Origin of the sequence: Labrenzia sp. 5N (genome assembly GCF_012395805.1) — a bacterium.
GTDB lineage: Bacteria > Pseudomonadota > Alphaproteobacteria > Rhizobiales > Stappiaceae > Roseibium > Roseibium algicola.
This window is the reverse complement of the sequence record NZ_JAAZTM010000013.1, coordinates 152205-173482: the sequence shown is the minus strand read 5'-3', so window position 1 is coordinate 173482 and position 21278 is coordinate 152205. Positions and strand designations below refer to the sequence as shown.

At 60.8% G+C, this 21278-nt stretch carries 18 protein-coding genes; 9 read left to right on the top strand and 9 right to left on the bottom strand.

The features are described 5' to 3' along the window. Window positions 1-23: 23 nt before the first annotated feature. The 3 genes from HEP89_RS13340 to HEP89_RS13330 are packed head-to-tail and all read right to left on the bottom strand — an operon-like array spanning window position 24 to window position 3155. Window positions 24-1097, bottom strand: a complete 1074-nt coding sequence (locus HEP89_RS13340; protein WP_228148023.1) for an extracellular solute-binding protein — start codon at window positions 1095-1097, stop codon at window positions 24-26. Further along, a complete protein-coding gene (locus HEP89_RS13335; protein WP_077291910.1) occupies window positions 1094-2491 on the bottom strand; it encodes a sensor histidine kinase in 1398 nt (465 codons plus the stop codon). The genes HEP89_RS13340 and HEP89_RS13335 overlap by 4 nt, the downstream gene beginning before the upstream one ends. After that, window positions 2484-3155 carry a response regulator transcription factor gene (locus HEP89_RS13330; protein ID WP_023003141.1) on the bottom strand — a complete coding sequence of 224 codons (672 nt, stop codon included), beginning with the start codon at window positions 3153-3155 and terminating at the stop codon, window positions 2484-2486. Before HEP89_RS13330 ends, HEP89_RS13335 begins: the two co-directional genes overlap by 8 nt. Window positions 3156-3347: 192 nt before the next feature. On the opposite strand from HEP89_RS13330, the gene HEP89_RS13325 reads away from it, so the two are divergent. The 3 genes from HEP89_RS13325 to HEP89_RS13315 all read left to right on the top strand — a co-directional run bounded on the left by HEP89_RS13325 (window position 3348) and on the right by HEP89_RS13315 (window position 6594). Then, window positions 3348-4337 (top strand): tripartite tricarboxylate transporter substrate-binding protein, encoded by a 990-nt coding sequence (locus HEP89_RS13325; RefSeq protein ID WP_168692233.1) that lies wholly within the window; start codon window positions 3348-3350, stop codon window positions 4335-4337. 271 nt (window positions 4338-4608) lie between these two features. Then, complete coding sequence (locus HEP89_RS13320) at window positions 4609-5040, top strand: tripartite tricarboxylate transporter TctB family protein (protein WP_055656205.1); 432 nt, start codon at window positions 4609-4611, stop codon at window positions 5038-5040. A 12-nt stretch (window positions 5041-5052) separates the two neighbouring features. Then, window positions 5053-6594 (top strand): tripartite tricarboxylate transporter permease, encoded by a 1542-nt coding sequence (locus HEP89_RS13315; RefSeq protein ID WP_077291909.1) that lies wholly within the window; start codon window positions 5053-5055, stop codon window positions 6592-6594. Window positions 6595-6766: 172 nt separating this feature from the next. On the opposite strand, the gene HEP89_RS13310 is transcribed toward HEP89_RS13315, so the two are convergent. Beyond that, a complete protein-coding gene (locus HEP89_RS13310) occupies window positions 6767-8341 on the bottom strand; it encodes an ABC transporter substrate-binding protein (protein ID WP_168692232.1) in 1575 nt (524 codons plus the stop codon). Window positions 8342-8530: 189 nt separating this feature from the next. Further along, window positions 8531-9286, bottom strand: a complete 756-nt coding sequence (locus tag HEP89_RS13305) for a class II aldolase and adducin N-terminal domain-containing protein (RefSeq protein WP_077291907.1) — start codon at window positions 9284-9286, stop codon at window positions 8531-8533. Between the two features lie 130 nt (window positions 9287-9416). Between HEP89_RS13305 and HEP89_RS13300 the strand changes: the two genes are divergently transcribed. Together HEP89_RS13300 and HEP89_RS13295 are read left to right on the top strand one after the other, a co-directional pair. Beyond that, window positions 9417-10295 (top strand): LysR family transcriptional regulator, encoded by an 879-nt coding sequence (locus HEP89_RS13300; RefSeq protein ID WP_077291906.1) that lies wholly within the window; start codon window positions 9417-9419, stop codon window positions 10293-10295. 438 nt (window positions 10296-10733) lie between these two features. Beyond that, on the top strand, window positions 10734-11696 hold the full coding sequence (locus tag HEP89_RS13295; RefSeq protein WP_055656214.1) for a hypothetical protein: 963 nt from the start codon (window positions 10734-10736) through the stop codon (window positions 11694-11696). A 143-nt stretch (window positions 11697-11839) separates the two neighbouring features. Here the strand turns inward: HEP89_RS13295 and HEP89_RS13290 are convergent, their stop codons facing one another. The 4 genes from HEP89_RS13290 to HEP89_RS13275 all read right to left on the bottom strand — a co-directional run bounded on the left by HEP89_RS13290 (window position 11840) and on the right by HEP89_RS13275 (window position 15880). Next, entirely contained in the window at window positions 11840-12202 is a 363-nt protein-coding gene (locus HEP89_RS13290; protein ID WP_156912425.1) for a Tsi3 family protein, read from the bottom strand. Window positions 12203-12279: 77 nt separating this feature from the next. Continuing rightward, window positions 12280-13551: a hypothetical protein gene (locus HEP89_RS13285; RefSeq protein WP_168692231.1), complete on the bottom strand. Its 1272-nt coding sequence runs from the start codon at window positions 13549-13551 to the stop codon at window positions 12280-12282. Between the two features lie 222 nt (window positions 13552-13773). Beyond that, window positions 13774-14475, bottom strand: coding sequence for a UTRA domain-containing protein (locus HEP89_RS13280; RefSeq protein WP_023003131.1), 702 nt, complete (start codon window positions 14473-14475; stop codon window positions 13774-13776). A 25-nt stretch (window positions 14476-14500) separates the two neighbouring features. After that, window positions 14501-15880, bottom strand: a complete 1380-nt coding sequence (locus HEP89_RS13275) for a formimidoylglutamate deiminase (RefSeq protein WP_168692230.1) — start codon at window positions 15878-15880, stop codon at window positions 14501-14503. A gap of 74 nt (window positions 15881-15954) precedes the next feature. Between HEP89_RS13275 and hutI the strand changes: the two genes are divergently transcribed. From hutI to hutU, 4 genes are read left to right on the top strand one after another with little or no spacing between them, the layout of a single operon-like run. Next, on the top strand, window positions 15955-17166 hold the full coding sequence (gene hutI, locus HEP89_RS13270) for an imidazolonepropionase (RefSeq protein ID WP_077291902.1): 1212 nt from the start codon (window positions 15955-15957) through the stop codon (window positions 17164-17166). Then, entirely contained in the window at window positions 17163-18719 is a 1557-nt protein-coding gene (gene hutH / locus HEP89_RS13265) for a histidine ammonia-lyase (RefSeq protein WP_152505636.1), read from the top strand. Before hutI ends, hutH begins: the two co-directional genes overlap by 4 nt. Beyond that, a complete protein-coding gene (gene hutG, locus HEP89_RS13260) occupies window positions 18706-19533 on the top strand; it encodes an N-formylglutamate deformylase (RefSeq protein ID WP_055656223.1) in 828 nt (275 codons plus the stop codon). Before hutH ends, hutG begins: the two co-directional genes overlap by 14 nt. Further along, window positions 19526-21208, top strand: a complete 1683-nt coding sequence (gene hutU / locus HEP89_RS13255; protein ID WP_055656225.1) for a urocanate hydratase — start codon at window positions 19526-19528, stop codon at window positions 21206-21208. The genes hutG and hutU overlap by 8 nt, the downstream gene beginning before the upstream one ends. The last annotated feature ends 70 nt before the right edge of the window (window positions 21209-21278 follow it).

The window sequence follows — 21278 nt, the reverse complement described above, 5'->3', positions numbered from 1 at the left end:
CATGCAACGCGCCTGCCGGCGCCTCATGGCCCGGGAAACGTCGACCGCCATCGGCGCAAAAAGGTTTCCCGGGTCAGGGCATCCAGCGCAACCATGAGCGCAGGGGAAAGACCTATCGGCCGCAGGGCTGTCGAACTCAGGACTTCGCCTTCGTTGCCATCCTCCGTTTCCAGAAGCGGGCTGATCAGCAATGCGGTCCGAAGTGCAAGCGTGCCTTCCGAGGACAAGAGGAAATCCAGGAACGCCTCGGCCTCGGCTTCGTTGTTTGCCTGCTTCGGGATCATGAAGGTGCGTGACAGGACCAGTGTGTAGTCGGACGGCAGCACGATGCCGATCCGGTCGTCGTTGAGCTGATAGCCCTGGGCGTAGGAGCCAAGCACGTTGTAGGCGATCAGGTAGCGCCCCTCGGCAACACCCTTGATGATGTCGACCGAGCAACAGGTGGAAATCGCCTGTGAGCGGCCGAAGGATTCTTGCAGCGCGCCGAAGGTGGTTGCTTCCTGCGCGTCGGCAAAAGCAAACAGATACCCAAGCCCCGACTGCTCGATGTCATAGGTTGCGACCCGCCCGGCATATGGAGTGCCGGAAGGCCGAAGGAGATCGAGCAGGTCGAAGCGGGTCTGCGGAATATCCTCAACGGGCACCAGCTCGCGGTTATAGACGATCACCGCGGGCTCGCGGGTGATGCCCCACAATTCGTCGCGCCAGCGAAGGGCCTCCGGCAACTGTTCGGTCAACCGTGAGCGGTAGGACGCTGCGCAGGCTTCGTTGACCAGCTGCACCATCTGGTGAACACCGGAGCTGATGACGATGTCGGCGCCTGGAACGCCGTCGCGGCAGTCCCGGCGGGTCAGGCGGTAGAGCTCGTTCGATCCCCATTGCTCGTAGCGCACCTGTAGCCCAGGCCGGGTGCGCAGAAAGCTTTCGACCACCGGACCGAAGATGGAAATATCCGTCGTGGAGCGCACCACCAGCACACGGTTGGTGGTCTCTGGTCCGAAAATCTCCACCAGCTCCTGTGCCGACACGGCCCGGCCAGAGGCAAGCATCATCACGACTGCAGCCAGGCACTTCAACATATAGGCGAGTCGCTTCATGTCCGCCCCTCCGGTACGGCTGCAAACACAAGGGCAGCGCGAAAACGCGCCCCACCGGTCTTTTCCAGGCGCAATTCGCCATCGTAGGAAAGGGCGACGGAATGCGCGATCGCAAGACCGAGGCCGGAACTGCTTTGCCGCGACAGCGCGCCCTTGTTGAAACGGGACCCCAGTTCGGCAAGAACCCCATCCACCGGTCCACCGCCCGCATCTTCCACCCAGATACTGGCCCGCCTGCCTTGCAGCGAAGCCCCGATCCTTACCGGCGAGCGGCCGTATTTGAGTGCGTTGTTCAGGAGGTTCTTCAAGGCTTCCTTCAGCGATTGCACATCCGCCAGCACTTCGACAGGGTCTTCGCCGATATCCAGGATCACGTCGAATTCCGGATTGAGAACAGCGTGATCGCCTTCCTCGAAAACGTCGAGGGCAATATCGCGCAAGTCCACCTTTTCCCGTCTGGCGCTGTCGCCGCGGTGGATCACCAGTGCCTGGCTCAGAAGCTGGTCGAGCAGACGGCCGAGGCTTGCCGTTCGGGTCTGTATCCTCTCGACGATCTTTTCCTTGCGGGAAAGTTCCGGTTCGTCGGTGAAGAGATCCGCCTGGGCCCTGAGGGCCGCGACAGGCGTCCTGAGCTGATGCGCGGTGTCGGAGATCAGATGCCGCATGGAATTCATCTGCCGGTCGAGCCGGGCCATGAAGCCGTTGAGGGCATTGATCATCACCGCCGTTTCCCGCGGCACCGAGGTGTCGAGCGGTGTCAGGTCATGGGGGTCCCGCGCGGAGAGACCGCCGGCGATCCGTTCCAGCGGCTGCAGCACCGAGCGGACGACGACGACCGACAACAGCACCATTGCCAGGCCGGATGCTGCAAGCACGTAGAGCGCCTTGCGGGTGATGTCATAGGCCATGTCGTTACGCGCCCGCAGGGTCTGGCCGACAACCACCTTGATCGTGCCGTTGAGCGTACGCTCGGCAAATCGGCGCGAGACCACGGCAAAACGGGCCGGCTCTCCAAAGAACGAACCGTCGAAAAACCCTTCCCGGAAATCGCGCCGGCCTGTCGGCAGGGTGATTTCATCATAGCCGGTCAGCGTCGCGCCCTCCGGGCCGATAATGCGATAGCCGATCCTGTCGTCGGGGGCGAGCGCCAGCAACTCGAACGCCGAAACCGGCAACTCGATGACGGGCCTGTCGTCCTGAACGGTGATCGACGAAGCAATGCCTGTCGCCGCGCCCAGGAGCAACCGGTCGTAGGCGCTTCTGGCCGCTTCCCGGCCATAGGCGAATGCCGCGATGGAAACGATCACCCCGCCGAAAATCAGCAGAAAGGCAATCCCGAAGGCAACACGTGCGGTGAGCGAGGTCGACGCCAGCCTGCGGATGAGATCAGTCATCGACTTCCAGCTTGTAACCAAGCCCTCTCTGGGTCTCGATCCTGACAGATCCGCCCGAGAGTTTCTTGCGCAGCCGCGCAACATAAAGCTCCAGCGCGTTCATGCTGACGTCGGTGTCCTGGAAACTGAACACCCCTTCGAACAGACGTTCCTTGCTGACGGTCTTGCCGCGGTTACGGACCAGGATCTCCAGCAGCGAGAATTCGCGCCGGGTCAGATTGATCGGGCTGTCACCCTGACGCACGACCCGCGCGGAAGCATTGAACGTGAGGCTGCCGAGCGTCAGTTCCTCAGCCTTGTCGCCCTGTTCTCGTCGATAGAGTGCGCGGATGCGGGCTTCCAGTTCGCGGTGATCGAACGGCTTGACAAGGTAATCATCCGCCCCGGAATTGAGCGAGGATACCCTGTCGTCGACGGAAAATTCCGCCGTCAGCATCAGCACCGGCGTGCGCTCGCCCCGAGACCTGATCTCTTTCAGCAGCTCGGTGCCCAGGCCATCCGGCAAATTGATATCAAGAACGATCACGTCGTAATGCTGAACGTTGACGCAGGCCCTCGCCTCTTCCAGCGACTTTGCCAGATCGCAGGCAATGCCTGACCGGTCCAGCCGGATCATGATCGCCTCCGCCATGTCAAACGTGTCTTCAACGAGCAAAAGGCGCAAAGATTCGTTCCTCCCGCCTCCAGTCTTGCCCCGCAATTTCGCTGCTTGCAAGCAATGTGCCCCCTGGTGACAGGTTGATGACAGGGTTTGGCGCTAGGCTCTCCTCACGTCCGTTGGGAGGACCCGCTTTAACGCGGCACAACGGATACCAGGGGCTCACCAAAAGCCTTGCACATGTGGAGGAAACACAACATGGCATTCAAAACGACCCGCCTTCTGCTGGCGGCCGCATTCCTTGGCGCATCCGCTTTCGGCGCAACAGCTGCCGATTTCACGCCGGAAAACCCGGAGTGCATCGCACCGGCCAACCCGGGTGGTGGCTGGGACTTCACCTGCCGCCAGGTCGGCAAGACCCTTCAGGACCTGAAGCTTCTCGACAAGACCATGCAGGTTGTGAACCTGGCTGGCGGCGGCGGCGGTGTGGCCTATGCTGAAGTCGTCAACAAGCGCGGCGACGACAACGACCTGATCGTTGCAGCTTCCTCGGCAACCGCAACCCGCCTTGCCCAGGGTGCCTTCCCGGGCAACACCATGGACCAGGTTCGCTGGGTGGCTTCCGTTGGCGCTGACTACGGCGTGATCGCCGTTGCGGCCGACAGCCCGATCAACACCCTGCCGGAACTTCTCGACCAGATGAAATCCGACCCGACGTCCGTGTCCGTTGCCGGCGGTTCCGCTGTTGGTGGCTGGGATCACCTGAAGGTTCTGATCGCTGCAAACGCTTACGGCATCGAAGACGTCCGCACCGTGAAATACATCGCTTTCGACGGTGGTGGTGAAGCCGTGACCCAGCTTCTGGCCGGTTCCGTCCAGGCTTTCACCGGTGACATTTCCGAAGCCAAGGGCTTTGTCGACAGTGGCGACATCAAGGTGATCGCTGTTCTGGCACCTGAGCGTCTGTCCGGCGAATTCGCCGACTTCCCGACGGCAAAGGAACAGGGTGTCGACGCGATCGGCGCAAACTGGCGCGGTTTCTACGCACCGGGCAACATGTCCGACGACGCCTATAACGCATGGGTGTCCAAGATCTCCGATCTGTACGCAAGTGAAGAATGGAAAGGCATCATGGCTGCAAACGGTCTGGCTCCGCTCGACCTGCAGGGTGCCGACTTCCAGGAATTCGTTGCCAACTCGGTTCAGCAGATCCAGAACATCTCCAAAGAAATCGGCATCATCAAATAAGAATGCCGTCAGTCCGACTGGAGGGGGCGCAGTCCATGTGCCCCCTTCTTTTTCAGGACGCGTCCGAACGCGGGCAATATCCGGTTTACCGCACGCAGCATTAAGACTGACAGCGTAACGCCGGAAGTATGTCTGCCTGATCATTGTCCGCCCGATTGGGCAAAGTGGATTGTCGGCGGACACAGTGGCACACTTCGGGTGCCAACAAACAACAGAACACATAAGGGGCGGCCGCCGGACTTGGGGAGGAGCCGCTATTAGGAAGGTATCCATGAGCGACCGCATCTTTGGCGCGGTCGGGCTACTTCTCGCGCTGGGATATGCCTGGGCCGCTCTTGTCATCGAAGAAAGCTTTCTGTCCGACGCCGTCGGCCCGAAGGCGTTCCCCCTGATCATCGCATCCGTGTTGGGTCTGTCGTCGCTGGCGATTTTCCTGAAACCCGACGTCGCGCCGGAATGGCCGTCGCTGCCGCGTCTGCTTGAAGTCGCCATGGCAGTGCTGGCGATGATCCTCTACGCGATACTTCTGCCGGAAGCCGGCTTCATCATCGCGACAGCCGTTGCCGCTGCCTATCTGACCTGGCGCCTCGGCTCTTCACCGATCGGCTCGCTTATCACCGGCTGCCTGACTTCGCTCGGCATCTATGCGGTCTTCCACCTCGTTCTTGGCCTCTCCCTGGCCAAGGGCCCGTTCGGCTTTTAACGGAGCATCGCCATGGAAACTCTCTCTTCACTGGCCGACGGCTTCGTCATCGCGCTGACCTGGCAGAACCTGCTGCTGGCCCTGCTCGGCTGCTTTCTCGGCACCATCATGGGCGCCCTGCCGGGCCTCGGCCCGTCCAATGGCGTCGCTATCCTCATCCCGCTTGCCTTCACGCTCGGTCTTGGCGCTACGCCGTCATTGATCCTGCTGACGTCGGTCTATTACGGCGCCATGTACGGCGGGCGTATCTCGTCGATCCTCTTGAACATTCCCGGTGACGAACCGGCGATGATGACCTGTCTCGACGGTTACCCGATGGCCCAGCAGGGCCGCGCAGGCGAGGCTCTCTCGCTGTCGGGCGTTGCCTCCTTCGTCGGTGCCTTCCTGGCCACCTGGGGCCTGATCCTGCTGGCACCGCAGCTGGTCAAGATCGCGCTTCTGTTCGGTCCGGCGGAATATTTCGCCCTGTTCACCCTGGCCTTCGCCACCCTAGGCGGCGTTGCCTCGACCAACCAGGCCAAGACCGCCTTCGCAGCCGCGCTCGGCATTGGCCTTGCCACCGTCGGCGTCGACACCCAGACAGGTGTGCCGCGCTTCACCTTCGGCGAAGTGCACCTCTACGACGGGATCGACTTTTTGGTTGCCATCGTCGGCCTGTTTGCTCTGTCCGAGGTCTTCCTGTTCCTGGAACACCGCCACGGCAATGCGGACGCCAACTCCAGCAAGGTTACCGTCGGCCGGCTGATGCCCAGCTTCTCGCTGCTGAAGTCCTGCACCCCGACCATGCTGCGCACCAGTCTGCTCGGCTTCATTGCCGGCGTTCTGCCTGGTGCCGGCGCGTCACTCGGCTCGTTCATCTCCTATACGTTCGAGAAGAAACTGGTCGACAAGGAAGGCACCTTCGGCAAGGGCGACCCGCGCGGTGTCGCCGCGCCTGAAGCCGGCAACAACGCCGCCGCGGGCGGTGCGCTGGTGCCGATGCTCGCGCTCGGCGTTCCCGGCTCCGGGACCACGGCCGTGCTGCTGGCGGTTCTGCTGGCGCTCAACATCACGCCGGGCCCGCTGCTGTTCACCCAGCAGCCGGATGTGGTCTGGGGTCTGATCGCGGCCCTGTTCATTGCCAACTTCATGCTGCTGGCCATGAACATCCCGATGATCGGTCTCTTCACCCGCGTCCTGTTGATCCCGCCGCGCATCCTCATGCCCATCGTGGCCATGGTCAGCTTCGTCGGCATCTACGGCATCTCCGGCTCCTCCTTCGACCTTCTGGTCATGGTCGGCTTCGGTGTGCTGGGCTGGGTGCTGCGCAAGCTGGACGTGCCGCTGGTCCCGATCATCCTTGGCACGCTGCTCGGCAACGCCATGGAAAACAACCTGCGCCGCGCGATCACCATCAGCAACGGCGACTGGTTCACCCTGATCGACAGCCCGCTGTCGCTGACCCTGTGGAGCATGGCCATCATCGGCTTCGTCCTGCCGATCATCTTCGGCAAGGTCCTGAAAGCCCGCATGCGTCACATGAAGAAGGACGAAGAGGGCTCGGTCATCGACTGATCGCTGCCAACACCGCAAGAAACGAAAACGCCCTCTCCTTCCGGATGAGGGCGTTTTTATTTGCGGACGTCTCACCGCCGCCATTCCCGATGGTCCGAAGCGAAGCTGCCACCCAGCGGGAAACCAGGTGCAAGGTGCCAGTCAAAAATGCTTCAGATTTGAGAAGACGAACTCAGCTAAACCACCAGCGCTCCGTAGCGCGCAGACCGTCGAGCGGCCAGTTTGCGGCGACTTTTTCCGGATGACTGACCTTGTCGCTGAGTGCCATCACATAGCTTGCGAACATGGGGATGATGGTGCCGCCATCGGTCCTGACGATGTTCTGCATCTCGCGATACATATCCGCGCGCTTTGCTTCGTCGAGTTCGGAGCGCGCTTCGCTCAGAAGCCGGTTGAAGCGCTCGTTGTCCCAATAGGTGTCGTTCCACGGCGCCCCGGCAGCGTAGGCGAGCGTGAAGGTCGCGTCCTCGGTCGGTCGTCCGGTCCAGTAGACCGCGCAGAACGGCTTCTTCATCCAGACATCGGACCAGTAACCGTCATTGGGCTCGCGCACCGGCTGAATGTTGATACCGGCCGCCTCTGCCTTGCTTGAATAGAGCGCTGCTGCATCGACAGCGCCGCCAAAAGCAGCGTCGGAGGCGGAGAGTTGCAGATCCAGCGAGCTGAGGCCCGCCTGTTTCAGATAATATTTCGCCTTGTCCGGATCATAACTGGTCTGCTCAAGATCGGCTGCGTAAAAGCGGTTGGCCGGGCTGATCGGGTGGTCGTTGCCAACCGAGCCATAGCCAAAGAGGATCTTGTCGACGAGTTCCTGCCGGTCGATGGCGTATTTCAAGGCCATGCGGACATTGTTGTCGTTGAAGGGCGCTGCCCGTGTGTCCATGGCGAACGTATAGTGCTGACCGCCGGTCGCCGAGACGATCTGGACACCCGGAGCGCGCTGGAACAGATGCACCGTTTTCAGATCCACCTGGTCCACGACGTCGACATTTCCGGTCATCAGTGCAGCCTGCCGCGCTGCCGGATCAACAATGGCCATCAGGACAACCGCATCGAAATGGGCACGGTCCGATTTCCAGTAATTCGGATTGCGCGTGAGCTCGGCGATGTAGCCGGGTTTGAAGTTGGTGACTTTGTACGGACCGCACCCATCACCGCTGGTGGGATCGATCTTGCCATCCGATGACTTCAGGATCGGCATATGGTAGTCGCTCACCACATAAGGGAAATCGGCGTTGCCTGCATCCAGCGTGAAAACGACGGTATCGCCGTCGCTGGCAATGTCGGTAACCGGTGCAAGGAAGGGCTTGGCAGCCGAACTGCTGTCCGCGCCGCGGTGATAGTTGATCGAGGCAACGACATCATCGGGTGTCACGGTACCGCCGCTGTGGAACTCGACACCGCTGCGGATCTTGAACGTCCAGACCTTTGCATCGGGAGATGAAGTCCAGCTTTCAGCCACTTCCCCGACGAGAGATCCGTCCGAGGCGATCTCCACCAGGTAGCCGTTGCGGGCAAAGGCGAAGACCTGCGAATAGGTGTTGTCCCAAACTGCCGGATCGTACGTGTCGTTGGTATTGCCCGAGGCAATCCCGAAGCGGATCGTTCCGCCTTTTTTGGGCTGGGCAACGGCCGGCCCGATACCAAGAGACGATACGAGAGCCGTGGCGCCGAGCGCAGCAGTTCCCCCGAGAACGCTTCGCCGCGAGACTGCCAGTCGGTTTTGCGGCGTAAAGGCCTCTCCCATTCCATGGTTCTCCTTGATGAGCGTGATAGGTTTCAGTTCAACTTGTTTGCCGGTACGGACGGCCAGTCGCGAAAACCGGAAATTCGGCAAATTCCGCCCGCCCGGCCCGGCGGTGTCACCATCGGGCCTTGCATGATTTTGTTTCGAGTGTCCGCTGCCTTGCGTCCGCAGCCTGGGCCGTGCCGGTGCCTAGCTGGCGTAGTTCGAGCCTTCGTCGTCCAGAATGGCTTTCAATTCGGCGAAGTGGTCGTGCCCAAGGCCGGGATAATTTTCAATTTCCTGCGCGGTCTTCTCGGCAATCTCAGGGCTGAGAATGCGCAGTGGTTTTCCGGTCTGCAGTGCCCGGATGTAGGTCTCTGCAGCACGTTCGAAATGATAAAGGCGGTCAAAGGCTTCCGCGACAGTGCTGGCGACGACCAGAACGCCGTGATTGCCCATGATCAGCACCTTGATCTTCGGGTCGCGAAGCAACGTCGCGCAGCGTTCGCCTTCTTCCTCGAAAGCAAGCCCGCCATAGTTCTCGTCAATTGCGAAGCGGCCATAAAAAGTCGCGGTGTTCTGGTCGATCGGCGGCAGAGTGCTGTCGGCAAGGCAGGCCAGAACCGTGGCATGGACCGAATGCACATGCATGACGCAGCGCGCATGTGGGCATTGCCGGTGGATGGCGCCATGCAATCCCCAGGCAGTCGGGTCCGGAGCGTTTGGGTGTTCCAGCGTTTGCGGGTCATTTGCATCAAGCAAAATCAGGTCGGATGCCCTGATCCGGCTGAAATGCCGCTGGCGGGGGTTTACCAGAAAAGCCGTGCCTTCGTCATTGACGGCGAGGCTGAAATGATTTGCGACAGCTTCGTGCATTCCAAGACGCTCGGTCCAGCGGAATGCTGCCGCCAGGTCGATCCGCTCCGCCCAGTGAGTGATGTTCGAATGTTCTGCAACACGCAGCATGCACTGTCTCCCTCGCTTTCTCTTCGACGCTAGGGAGCGCTTCCAACATTGACAAACAATATATTCGATGGCGTTGCATTAATAAAATTAATACACATTATGTCAGTTGATGAATGAGTGAGGTGCACGCATGAAGACGGTTGGATTGCCTCCGCTGGCCTGGTTGCGGGCATTCGAGGCAACTGCGCGCCATCTCAGCTTCACCCGTGCCTCGCAGGAATTGAACCTGACCCAGTCCGCGGTCAGCCAGCATGTACGCAGCCTCGAGACCTTGCTCGGCTGCAGTCTTTTTGTGCGCAAGACGCGTGCCCTGGAACTGACGCTCGAAGGGGAAACCTATCTGCCGAGCCTGCGTGAAGCCTTCGACCTGATCACAAGGAGCACGCAGCTTGTCACCGGCAGTGACCTGGGGCGCAACCTGACGCTTCAGTGCAATCTGGCCTTTTCCGTCTATTGGCTGGCCCCGCGCCTTCGCCGGCTTTACGAAGAATTTCCCTGGCTGACGCTCAATATCGTGACATCGATCTGGGACACCGAAAAGCGCGCGGCCGATGCCTCTCTGGAAATCCGCTTCGCCCGTCCGGAGGACATGCCGACCGCCGCCATTCGGCTTGCCGAGGAAAAATGCTATCCGGTCTGCTCACCCGGCCTGCCTGAAGAAGAGCGCTCACTGGAGAGCGGCAGGCTGTTCGACTGCGCGGGCATCACCGGCTCCTGGTCCGGTTGGATGAACTCGCAAGGCAGGTCCTTTGCAAGGGAAGCCGAAGTCAATCTGGCGTCGACCTATGTGATCGCGATTTCGGCAGCCTTGAACGGTGCGGGCCTCGTCCTCGCACATGACACGCTCGTCGGTGACCTCCTCCAAAGCGGTGACCTTGTTCGTCCCTTTGAACATCAGGCGCCCCTGAGTGAAGCCTACTTCGTCCGGACCCCGCCACCTTACGCGGAAACACCTGCCTCCAAGGTGTTTTTGGACTGGATCCAGAAAGAGCGGGCTTCTACGCGCTGATCTGCAATCCTGCCTGCCAGAGCAAGCAATGACGCGTGCACAAGAGCGCAATAGTCTGAGTTTTTGAATACGGCAAAGCGCCCAAGGCAATAGGTTATCCAGGGCCCGGATCTTACCGCGCAGCCACGCCGTGACCCACCCGGAATACCGGTGGAGGGGGCATCATACCTTCCCCCTGAGCCCTCAAAAAATGGCCAAAACCTTACCCCAAAACTCAAAACCGCCGCCTTCAAGTCAAGTGACATGCCGCACAAGTGCGACCTGCAGGACGCGTGATATCCAGCCTCTCAACGAGAACTCAAGTGATACCGAAAAAGAGGTGTAAATCTGATGCACGTTCAAATCAGAAAACCAAAGAACCCCATCCCCAGGAACTACTTTCCCCACAACCGTGTGGAACAAAAGCGCGACGGTGTCTGGGTGAGGTGCGGGGTCGTTATGCCTGTCGGCGCCGGCGACAGCTGGGAGACGATCGGCAAGTTCTGCGACGGCATCCCTGCCGAAGAAGTGGCCTATGCCAACTTCGAGACCTATGACCCCGCCGAGATCAACTGGTACCTGAGAGAATACGTCGGCTGCCACAAGCCTGGTCCTCGCGGCTTCAACTTCATGTTCGATGGCGCAAAGCCTGGACTTATCCTGGCTCCGTTCCGGGATGCGCTGATCGGCGATGTGGTGGAACGCGCGCACAGGCAGGAGGAGCGCCGTCAGCGCCGCACCATCCTCGACCGACGATGGGACAACCGCAATATCGACATTCCGGAGGGTGAAAAACTCGTCGTCCAGGCACGCGAAATGATTTACCGCCGCGTCCAGAACCACGTCCCGAACTCGCAGGATTTCGATCTGCAAAAGGAATTGACGGGATTTCTCGTGGGCGAGGCGATTGACGGTGGCGGCGGGCTCCTCACGCCGCACAAGGCGCTCTTGAAGACCTTGCTCAAGCCCCTCAAGGAACTCCATCCGGAAAACGAGCGGGTTCGTAAGCTGCGCAAGAAGTATTATGAAGGGTTCGCAAACGGCGTAGCGGCGGCGCTCTTTCCAGGGCACGACTACGCGCTTCACGACAAGGTCCCGGGAGAGAGGTTCTTCTACAATGCCGGTCTCGAACATGGTCGCCAGATGAGCGGTCTGCAGCGTTACCAGTTCGTGATGGGCCTGATGGAACGCGCACGCCGTTATGGTCTGCGGGGAGGCAACCCGATCTATCAGCAGAAAGCCAACTTCTCGAAGGGTTTTGGCGGACGCGCCGTTGCATTCTATCTCGCACGGGAATTGTCTTCCAGCCGTTTGCTGGAACGCAATATCCACGAGACACCGCTCAAGGAAGACATTGTGGATGCAGTAAAGGACACCCTCACGGACAAAGCCAAGGAAGCTGTCGGTATCCCGTCCTTCTAAGACGGGCTACTGCTGGCCTTAGGCGACTGCTCAGGACGTGCAGAAGGCGGCACCGATCAAAAAGCGAACACAGAAATATTCATCTTGTGCGTGTTGAGGGGTGCGCAGAGCCCCTCCCTCACTTCCTACGGAGACCCTGTCGGTTACTTCTCGGCCGCCAGGCTTTCCCAAACCTGCCACGCCTCGTCGAACGCCGGTGTTCCGCCTTCCGACTGGATATAGGCGCGGACATAGGCCTGACGGTCTGCAATATGTTTGGGAATGGTGAGGGTATATTCCGGGCCGCCCATGCCGCCTTCGACTGTCGTCAAGGTGTGCGGGGCGGGATCGGCCCCTTCGGTGTCGACCCCGCCGGCGACCGGCTGCGGCGCGGTGGTCCAAATGGCGATTTCATCGACCTCGCGCAGAGCCTGTTCCGGCAAAAGCAGAATGTGATCGGCACCTGTTTCGACCTTGCGTCCTTCGGGTACGCCAAACTGCAGGCCGTCGACAACTTCAGTCTTCATCTCAATCACTCTTTGCTGCTCGGCATTGCAGGACGCCAAAATAAACGGAACCAGAAAGGGAAATATTTTCAGCCACTTCACCATGATATCTTGGCGCCTGACATGTCGGAATGAGCTTCACCGACAAAGCTTCCCCAACCGGTCACCCTGTCGTCCCACGGCCGTGAGGTGTATTCGGACCCAAGCGCCGCAACGTTGTCCGCAGGCCAGTTCCTGGCATGCTGCGCATAGGCGGCAAAATTGATGCCGGGAAACGCAGCGGCGGTTCTTGGCAAGTCCGTTTTTGTCTTTTTGCCGACGAGATTGGCAACATACCTGATGTATTTCGCAACAGCGAAGATATTGAACTCGTCGCACGTCAGAAGCGTCGCGATCTGCGCGCCGTCGAGACCTTGCCTCCGTTTGTGTTCAAGCAACCCGGAGAACAGATCCGTACGCGCGACAGTGTCGTCACGCACCTGACCAAGGCCTACAGAGGTTGTGCGCCTTGAGACCGAGTGCGTCGCCGCTGTGTAGTCGAGCATGTCTTCGTTTTGAGATTGATCACGCTGTTCCGCCAAGACGATCGCTCCTATGACTTCCGGCGTCAGATCATAGGTTTTTGCAGCAGCGTTCATCACGGCTCCCCGGGACGGGCGACCGTTCAGGTAAATCGGCTCAAACAATGTGGAGATCGGCAAACTCGTAATGCGCGCGGCTTGCCGAAGACGTTCACTGGCGGAACTGGGAACAGTCAGACCATTCCAGAGCGGATTGGAGTAGCTGCGCGACACGGGACCGGATGCGCCAGGATCACCTTGCGGATTTGTCTTCTGCTCATAGAGGATGCGTGCCTGGTCAAACGCAGAAACGCGGTGATTGAAGATGTCACGTCCCGTTGCACCGCTGCCTGAGAAAGACGCGGATGCACTTGAGGGAATAGTCGCACTGGTGATGGGTTTCTTGGTGCTGATCGAAAGCAAGCCGTACTTGCGCATGCTGTCGGCCAGATCGTTTGCAAGCCCGAACACCTTTGCCGGATTGCCAAATTGCGCGTTGAGGATTGCTGCATCCCGGTCGAAAAAAAAGAAACCAGCCAGGTTGTTTTCGATACTGGAAACTGAAACTGGCCCGGCTTTCGCTGCCATCAGCATTACGGCGTCGTAAAGCGAAGGAGCACTTTGCTGATTGAAGTACCTTGTAAAAAAATCTCTCAGAACTTTCCCGGTCTGAAATTGCGTGATTGTTGCATCGAACCTCGTGTCACGTTCAAGAAGTTCCAGAGCTTTTGCCCGCTCCCCGTCGGTAACCCATCGGAAGACATCTCCCAGTTCCAGGAGTTTGATGACCTCATCGCCTACAACGGTCATGATTTTCTTCAACCCCTCTATTGCTCGGGCTGGTCAGGACAGAAATTGTTTTCCAATCCGAAAATTAAAATAAATCAACTAGTTAACAAACTTTCAGAATCCAACCCTAATTGATTGCCGACCCAGTTACAACTCTAAGGGGCGCAATCGCAATGAGCGGGGCCATGCCCGGCCGGTATTTGAACAACCTTGCTGGAGAGGTCGGAAAACGCCCCTCCCCGTTCAGATCTCCGTCCGCATCCGGTAGCCCGGGGCGAAGATCAGGCGGACATGGGTGATCGGCAGGGGGCCGGTCCAGGTGATGCGTTCCATCGCAAAGAGGGCTGCGCCCGTGGAAGCGTCCAGTTTGCGCGACAGGGTCTTGTCGGCATTGACGGCGAAGAAGGAAATGTCGCCGTGGCTGTAGGGCGCGTTATGCACCAGCCACTCGTTGGCGCTGACGTCCTCGAACGTCATGTCACGCGCCGCAGGAGCGGCTTCCAGGTTGATGTAGCGTTCCTCGAAGGCATAGGGCCGGTCATCGGCAAAGTGCAGCGTCTTTAAAAACAGAACATCCGCGCCGAGCGTCACCTGGAACGCGCCGTGCAACATGGGCGGCAGGGGCCGGAGATCCTTTTCCAGAAGGCTGTGCCGGTAGGTGCGGCCAAGCGCTTCGACTTCTTCACGCAGGATCGGAATGGTGAGCGTGGCGCGCTGAGGCGGGTTGAGCGCAACACGCGTTCCCGCCCGGCGCTTGCGCACCACAAGCCCGCTTTCGGCCAAGTCCCGGAGAGCACGGTTGACGGTGGTGCGGGCGCAGCCGAACTCTTCCGCAAGATCGGCCTCATGGGGGATCTGCTCCCCCGGCTGCCAGATCCGGTCATGGATCCGCCGAAGGAGTTCTTCGCGAATGCCCGTCCAGGAATTTGTGTCCGCAAGCGCCAAGTCGTCTACCCGTTCAAGTCGTTCTTCAAAGTCTGGCGCGCAACGAGGCCATGGTGGCCCGGTATTTCGCGCGGATGGCGTTGCCTTTTACATGGTTTCCGCCGGAAACAACATGCCGGCCGGCGGACCAGACCTCAGCGACCATCCGGTCGTCACCGGCAAAGATCCAGGCATCAAGAATTTCGTCGCCTTCCCGGCCTTCCAGGTCGATGGCGGTGCCATCCAGTGCGACGAGATCGGCGAGCGATCCTTCCAATATCCTGCCCGCCGCACGCCCCGCCGCCTGCGCGCCACCGGCCACGACGCTGTCGAAGAGGACCCGACCGGTGGACTTTTCCTTCGTTGCAACAGAAGCCCGGCAGGTATCCCGCAGGCGCTGGGAATATTCCAGCGTGCGCAGCTCTTCGGAGAGCGCGATGCGGATGTTGGAATCCGAGCCGACGCCGAAGCGGCCGCCCGCGGCCAGGTAGTCGACGCCGTCGAAGATCCCGTCGCCGAGGCTGGATTCGGTGATCGGACAAAGCCCCGCGACGGCCCCGGTCGCAGCAAGACCGGCGGTCTCCTGCGAGGTCATCTGCGTGCAGTGGATCAGGCACCAGTTTTCTGAAACCGCGTGGTTGGCAAGCAGCCATTCCACGGGGCGCTGCCCCGTGGCCGCCAGAACCTCTTCCACTTCCGGGATCTGCTCGGCAAGATGCATGTGCAGCGGGTTGCCGCCGGCAAGGGCAACGGCCTTCTTCAGACTGTCGGCATCCACCGCCCTAAGTGAATGCGGGGCAACGCCGATAACCGCATCATCCGGCAGGGACTTGAGCGCCTCAGACGCAAGCTCGTGAAGTTTCTGGAAACGGTCGAAGTCGTTGCCAAAGCGGATCTGTCCGGCAGCCAATGGGCGTCCGTCGCAGCCGCCGAACTGGTAATGAACCGGCAGATGCGTAAGGCCGATGCCGGTATCTGAAGCGGCCGCCATGATGCGGTCCGACATTTCCGCCAGGTTGGCGTAGGGCGCACCGCCCGGCTGATGATGCAGATAGTGGAACTCGCCAACGGCGGCATAACCCGCCTCCAGCATTTCCATCTGCACGAAGGCGGCAATCGCCTCCACATCTTCCGGCGTCAGGGTGTCCAGAAAGCGGAACATGATCTGGCGCCAGGTCCAGAAACTGTCGCGGCTTTCGCTACCGCGCCGCTCGCTCATGCCCGCCATGGCCCGCTGGAAGGCGTGGCTGTGCAGGTTGACCGGGGCCGGCAGAAGAATGCCGACGCGTTCGCCGATTGGCTGCGTATCTCTTTCAACCGAGGCGATCCGGCCGTCCGGACCGATCGAGACAGCGACATTTTCCGCCCAGCCGTCGGCCAGAAGCGCCTTTTCCGCAAAAACCGTCGCGCCAGAAACTGTCGACATGTCGTCTTTTCCTCCGTTGACACGTTAATATGTGCATGCATATTATCTTATATCGCAATCTAATCAAGCCGGAGATGGACGTGCTGAAACGCCTCCTCACAAACGCCAAGCTGGCAACGCTCACCGCAAACGGAGAGCCGTACGGCCTGATTGAGGACGGTGCGCTGGTGATCGAAGGTGGCCGGATCGCCTGGATCGGCAAGGCCGCAGACCTGCCGTCTCATTATGCGTCGCTCAGCGCGGATGATATCGGCGGACGGCTGGTGACCCCGGGGCTGATCGACTGTCATACCCATGTTGTTTTCGGCGGCGACCGGGCGCGTGAATTCGAAATGCGCCTTCAAGGTGCAACGTACGAAGAAGTTGCCCGGGCCGGTGGCGGCATCGTTTCCACGGTCAAGGCAACGCGCGCAGCCAGCGAAAAGCAGCTGCTGGAAGCTGCCCTGCCGCGTGTCGATGCCCTGATCGCCGAGGGCGTCACCGCCATCGAGATCAAGTCCGGCTATGGCCTCGACCGGGAAACGGAGCTGCGCATGCTGCGCACCGCCCGCAAGATCGGCAAGCTGCGCCCGATCACCGTCAAGACCAGCTTCCTGGGCGCCCATGCCATTCCGGCCGAATACAAGGACAAGGCCGACCTCTATCTGGAAAAGGTCTGCCTGCCGACGCTGGAAGCGGCTCATGCCGAGGGACTGGTGGATGCCGTGGACGGTTTTTGCGAAGGCATCGCCTTTTCGCCGGAACAGATCGGCAAGGTGTTCGACAAGGCCAAGCACATCGGCCTGCCGGTGAAGCTGCATGCAGAGCAACTGTCCAACCTGAACGGCGCGGCCCTGGCCGCTTCCTATGGCGCCCTTTCCGCCGACCATCTGGAATACCTGGATGAAGCCGGCGTCAAGGCGATGGCCGAAAGCGGGTCTGTTGCCGTGCTTTTGCCGGGCGCTTTCTACACCTTGCGCGAAACGCAGTTCCCGCCGCTTGATCTTTTGCGCAAGCACAATGTGCCCGTCGCGCTGGCAACGGACTGCAATCCGGGTTCATCCCCCCTCGCCTCGTTGCTCCTGACCATGAACATGGGCTGCACCTTGTTCCGCATGACACCGGAAGAAGCGCTGGCCGGCGTCACCCGCGAAGCGGCGAAGGCGCTTGGTCTGGACGATCAGGGCACGCTGGCACCCGGCAAACGGGCGGACCTGGCTGTCTGGAACGTCAGCCACCCGGCGGAGCTTTCCTACCGGATCGGCTTCAATTCCCTCTTCAAACGCATTTTCGGAGGCTCTGAATGAGCGCCCTTACCCTGACACCGGGCTCCGTGACCCTGGCGGATCTGGAACGCATCTACCGGGAAGAGCTGCCAGTGCGCATCGACCGCGCGGCGGAAGCTGCGATCAACCTTGCGTCCGAACGAGTTGCCAAGGCGGCCCGGGGCAGCGAGGCCGTTTACGGCGTCAACACCGGCTTCGGCAAGCTGGCCAGCGTCAAGATCGCCCCGGAAGACACTGCAACCCTGCAGCGGAACCTGATCCTTTCCCATTGTTGCGGCGTCGGCGAACCGCTCGACAAGACCACCACACGCCTGATGATGGTGCTGAAGCTGCTCTCGCTTGGCCGCGGTGCCTCCGGTGTTCGCTTCGAAGTGATGAAACTGATCGAGGATTGCCTGGAAAGAAACGTCACGCCGATGGTTCCCTCGCAAGGGTCTGTCGGTGCATCCGGCGATCTTGCGCCGCTGGCCCATATGACGGCTGTCCTGATCGGTGAAGGCGAAGCTGATTTCGGCGGCACGCGCATGCCCGGTGGTGAAGCCCTTGCCAAGGCGGGCCTGACCCCGGTCGTGCTTGGCCCCAAGGAAGGCCTTGGGCTGATCAATGGCACGCAGTTTTCGACCGCCTGTGCGCTCACCGGCCTGTTCGACGCCTGGCGTCTGGCCGAAGCGACCCTGATGACCGCCAGCCTTTCCACCGACGCCATCATGGGCTCGACCGCACCGCTCCTACCGGAAATCCATGAACTGCGCGGCCATCGCGGCCAGATCGAAGTGGCAAGGGCCATGCGCGCAATCATGGACGGCTCGGAAATCCGCGAAAGCCACCGCGAGGGCGACACCCGCGTGCAGGACCCCTACTGCATCCGCTGCCAGCCCCAGGTTGCCGGCGCCTGTGTCGATCTGCTCCGCATGGCGGCCCGCACGCTCGAGATCGAAGCCAATGCGGCAACCGACAATCCGCTGGTACTGATCGATGCCGACCGGATCGTTTCCGGTGGCAATTTCCATGCCGAACCGGTTGCCTTTGCTGCCGACCAGATTGCGCTGGCCATTGCCGAACTCGGTGCGATTTCCCAGCGCCGTGTCGCGCTCATGGTCGACCCGACGCTTTCCTTCGACCTGCCGCCGTTCCTCGCCAAGGATCCGGGTCTGAACTCGGGCATGATGATCGCGGAAGTGACGACCGCCGCCCTGATGAGCGAGAACAAGCATCTCGCCAATCCGTGCTCGACAGATTCCACGCCGACCAGTGCCAACCAGGAAGACCATGTTTCCATGGCCGCCCACGGTGCTCGTCGTCTTGCCCGCATGAACGCCAACCTCAGTCAGATCCTGGGTGTGGAACTTCTGTGTGCCGCCGAAGGCATCGAGCACCGCGCCCCGCTGAAGACCAGCGCTTCGCTGCAAACGGTGATGGGCACTCTTCGCGGTGTCGTCCCCTCCCTGGAAAAGGACCGCTACATGGCACCGGACCTGGAAACGGCAGCCGGCCTGATCCGCAGCCGCAAGCTGGTCTCGGCGATTTCCGCCGGCCACATGATCACGCTGGGAGATGCCCATGCAGCCGGTTGACGTCTTCCGCGGTGATGGCCCGGTCGTTCTTGGCGTGCCTCATGCAGGCACATTCGTTCCGGACGACATCAAGGCAAGGTTCAACGACACCGGCCTGAAGCTGGCCGACACCGACTGGCATGTGGACCGGCTTTATTCCGATCTGCTGCCCGGTGCGACCATGGTGAAGGCGAACTTCCATCGTTACGTGATCGACGCCAATCGCGATCCGGAAGGCGTCAGCCTTTATCCGGGCCAGAACACCACGACGCTTTGCCCGACCACCGATTTCGATGGACGCCCCATCTACCAATCCGGCATGGAACCGCAGACCGGTGAAATCGAGGCCCGGCGTCTTGCCTGGCATGCTCCCTATCACGCTGCCCTTCAGGCGGAAATGGAACGGGTCCGCGCCAAACACGGCGTCGCCATTCTCTACGATTGCCACTCGATCCGCTCCGTAGTGCCGTTCCTGTTCGAAGGCACGCTGCCCGATTTCAACACGGGCACCAACAACGGCACGACCTGCGCCAGCGCCATCGAGGCTGCCGTGGTCGCCTGCACCCAGGCAGCGGAAGGTTACACGTCGATCCTAAACGGCCGCTTCAAGGGTGGCTGGACGACACGGCATTACGGCCGACCGGCCGAAGGCTTTCACGCCATCCAGATGGAGCTCGCCCAGAAGACCCATCTTGCCACCGAAGACACGCCCTTTGCCTATGACGAGGCCAAGGCTGACCGGCTTCGGACCCATCTGAAAGACATCCTGAGCGCGCTGGAAAACCTCGCGCCATCCTTATTCCAGAACAACACCCAGGGAGCGAACAATGACTGATCGCCGCCACAACGCCCGCGACGTATTCCCGCCCACCGGCACCGAGCTCAACACCAAGTCCTGGCTGACCGAAGCCCCGCTGCGCATGCTGATGAACAACCTTCATCCGGATGTGGCTGAAAACCCGCATGAGCTGGTCGTCTATGGCGGCATCGGCCGCGCGGCACGCACCTGGGACGATTTCGACCGCATCGTCGCAAGCCTCAAGACCCTTGAGGAAGACGAGACGCTGCTGGTGCAGTCCGGCAAGCCGGTCGGTGTCTTCAAGACCCACAAGGATGCTCCGCGCGTTCTGATCGCCAATTCCAACCTGGTGCCAAACTGGGCCAACTGGGACCACTTCCACGAGCTGGATAAGAAGGGCCTGGCCATGTATGGCCAGATGACCGCCGGTTCCTGGATCTACATCGGTACGCAGGGCATCGTGCAGGGCACCTATGAGACCTTCATGGAAGCCGGACGCCAGCACTACGAAGGCAACCTGAAGGGCCGCTGGATCCTGACCGGTGGTCTCGGCGGCATGGGCGGTGCCCAGCCGCTTGCAGCCGTCATGGCCGGGGCCTGCTGCCTTGCCGTCGAATGTGACGAGAAGAGCGCCGACTTCCGCCTGCGCACACGCTACGTCGACGAAAAGACCCACTCCCTCGACGAGGCGCTGGCACTGATCGACCGCTGGACCAAGGCAGGCGAAGCCAAGTCCGTGGCGCTGATCGGCAACGCCGCCGATGTCTTCTCCGAACTGGTGAAGCGCGGCGTGAAGCCGGACATCGTCACCGACCAGACCTCCGCCCATGACCCGGTCAACGGTTACCTGCCGCAGGGCTGGACCGTCGCCGAATGGCGCGCCAAGGCCGAGACCGACCCGAAGGCGGTGGAAAAAGCCGCTCGCGCGTCCATGAAGGTGCATGTCGCTGCCATGGTCGACTTCTGGAACATGGGTGTGCCGACACTCGATTACGGCAACAACATCCGCCAGGTTGCCATGGAAGAAGGCCTGGAAAACGCCTTTGCCTTCCCGGGTTTCGTGCCGGCCTATATCCGCCCGCTGTTCTGCCGTGGCATCGGCCCGTTCCGCTGGTGCGCGCTTTCGGGCGATCCGGAAGACATCTACAAGACCGACGCCAAGGTGAAGGAACTGATCCCGGACGACCAGCACCTGCACAACTGGCTGGACATGGCGCGCGAGCGCATTTCCTTCCAGGGCCTGCCGGCCCGCATCTGCTGGGTGGGCCTTGGGCAGCGCCACCGCCTCGGCCTTGCCTTCAACGAAATGGTCCGCAACGGCGAACTGAAAGCGCCGATCGTGATCGGCCGCGACCACCTCGACAGTGGTTCGGTCGCATCGCCCAACCGCGAGACCGAAGCCATGAAGGACGGCTCCGATGCCGTGTCCGACTGGCCGCTTCTGAATGCCCTGCTCAACACCGCTTCCGGCGCGACCTGGGTGTCGCTCCACCATGGCGGCGGCGTCGGCATGGGCTTTTCCCAGCACTCGGGTATGGTCATCTGCTGCGACGGCACGGAAGATGCCGATCGGCGAATCGGTCGGGTGCTCTGGAACGATCCGGCAACGGGCGTGATGCGTCACGCGGATGCCGGCTACGAGATCGCGCTGGACTGCGCGAAAGAACAGGGGCTTAACCTGCCGGCTATTCTGGGTCGTCCCGCGTCCTGATGGACGCAGAAAGATGACCCAGCAACTATAATGCAATCAACTTTCTGCTTTCATGGTCCAACATGAAAGC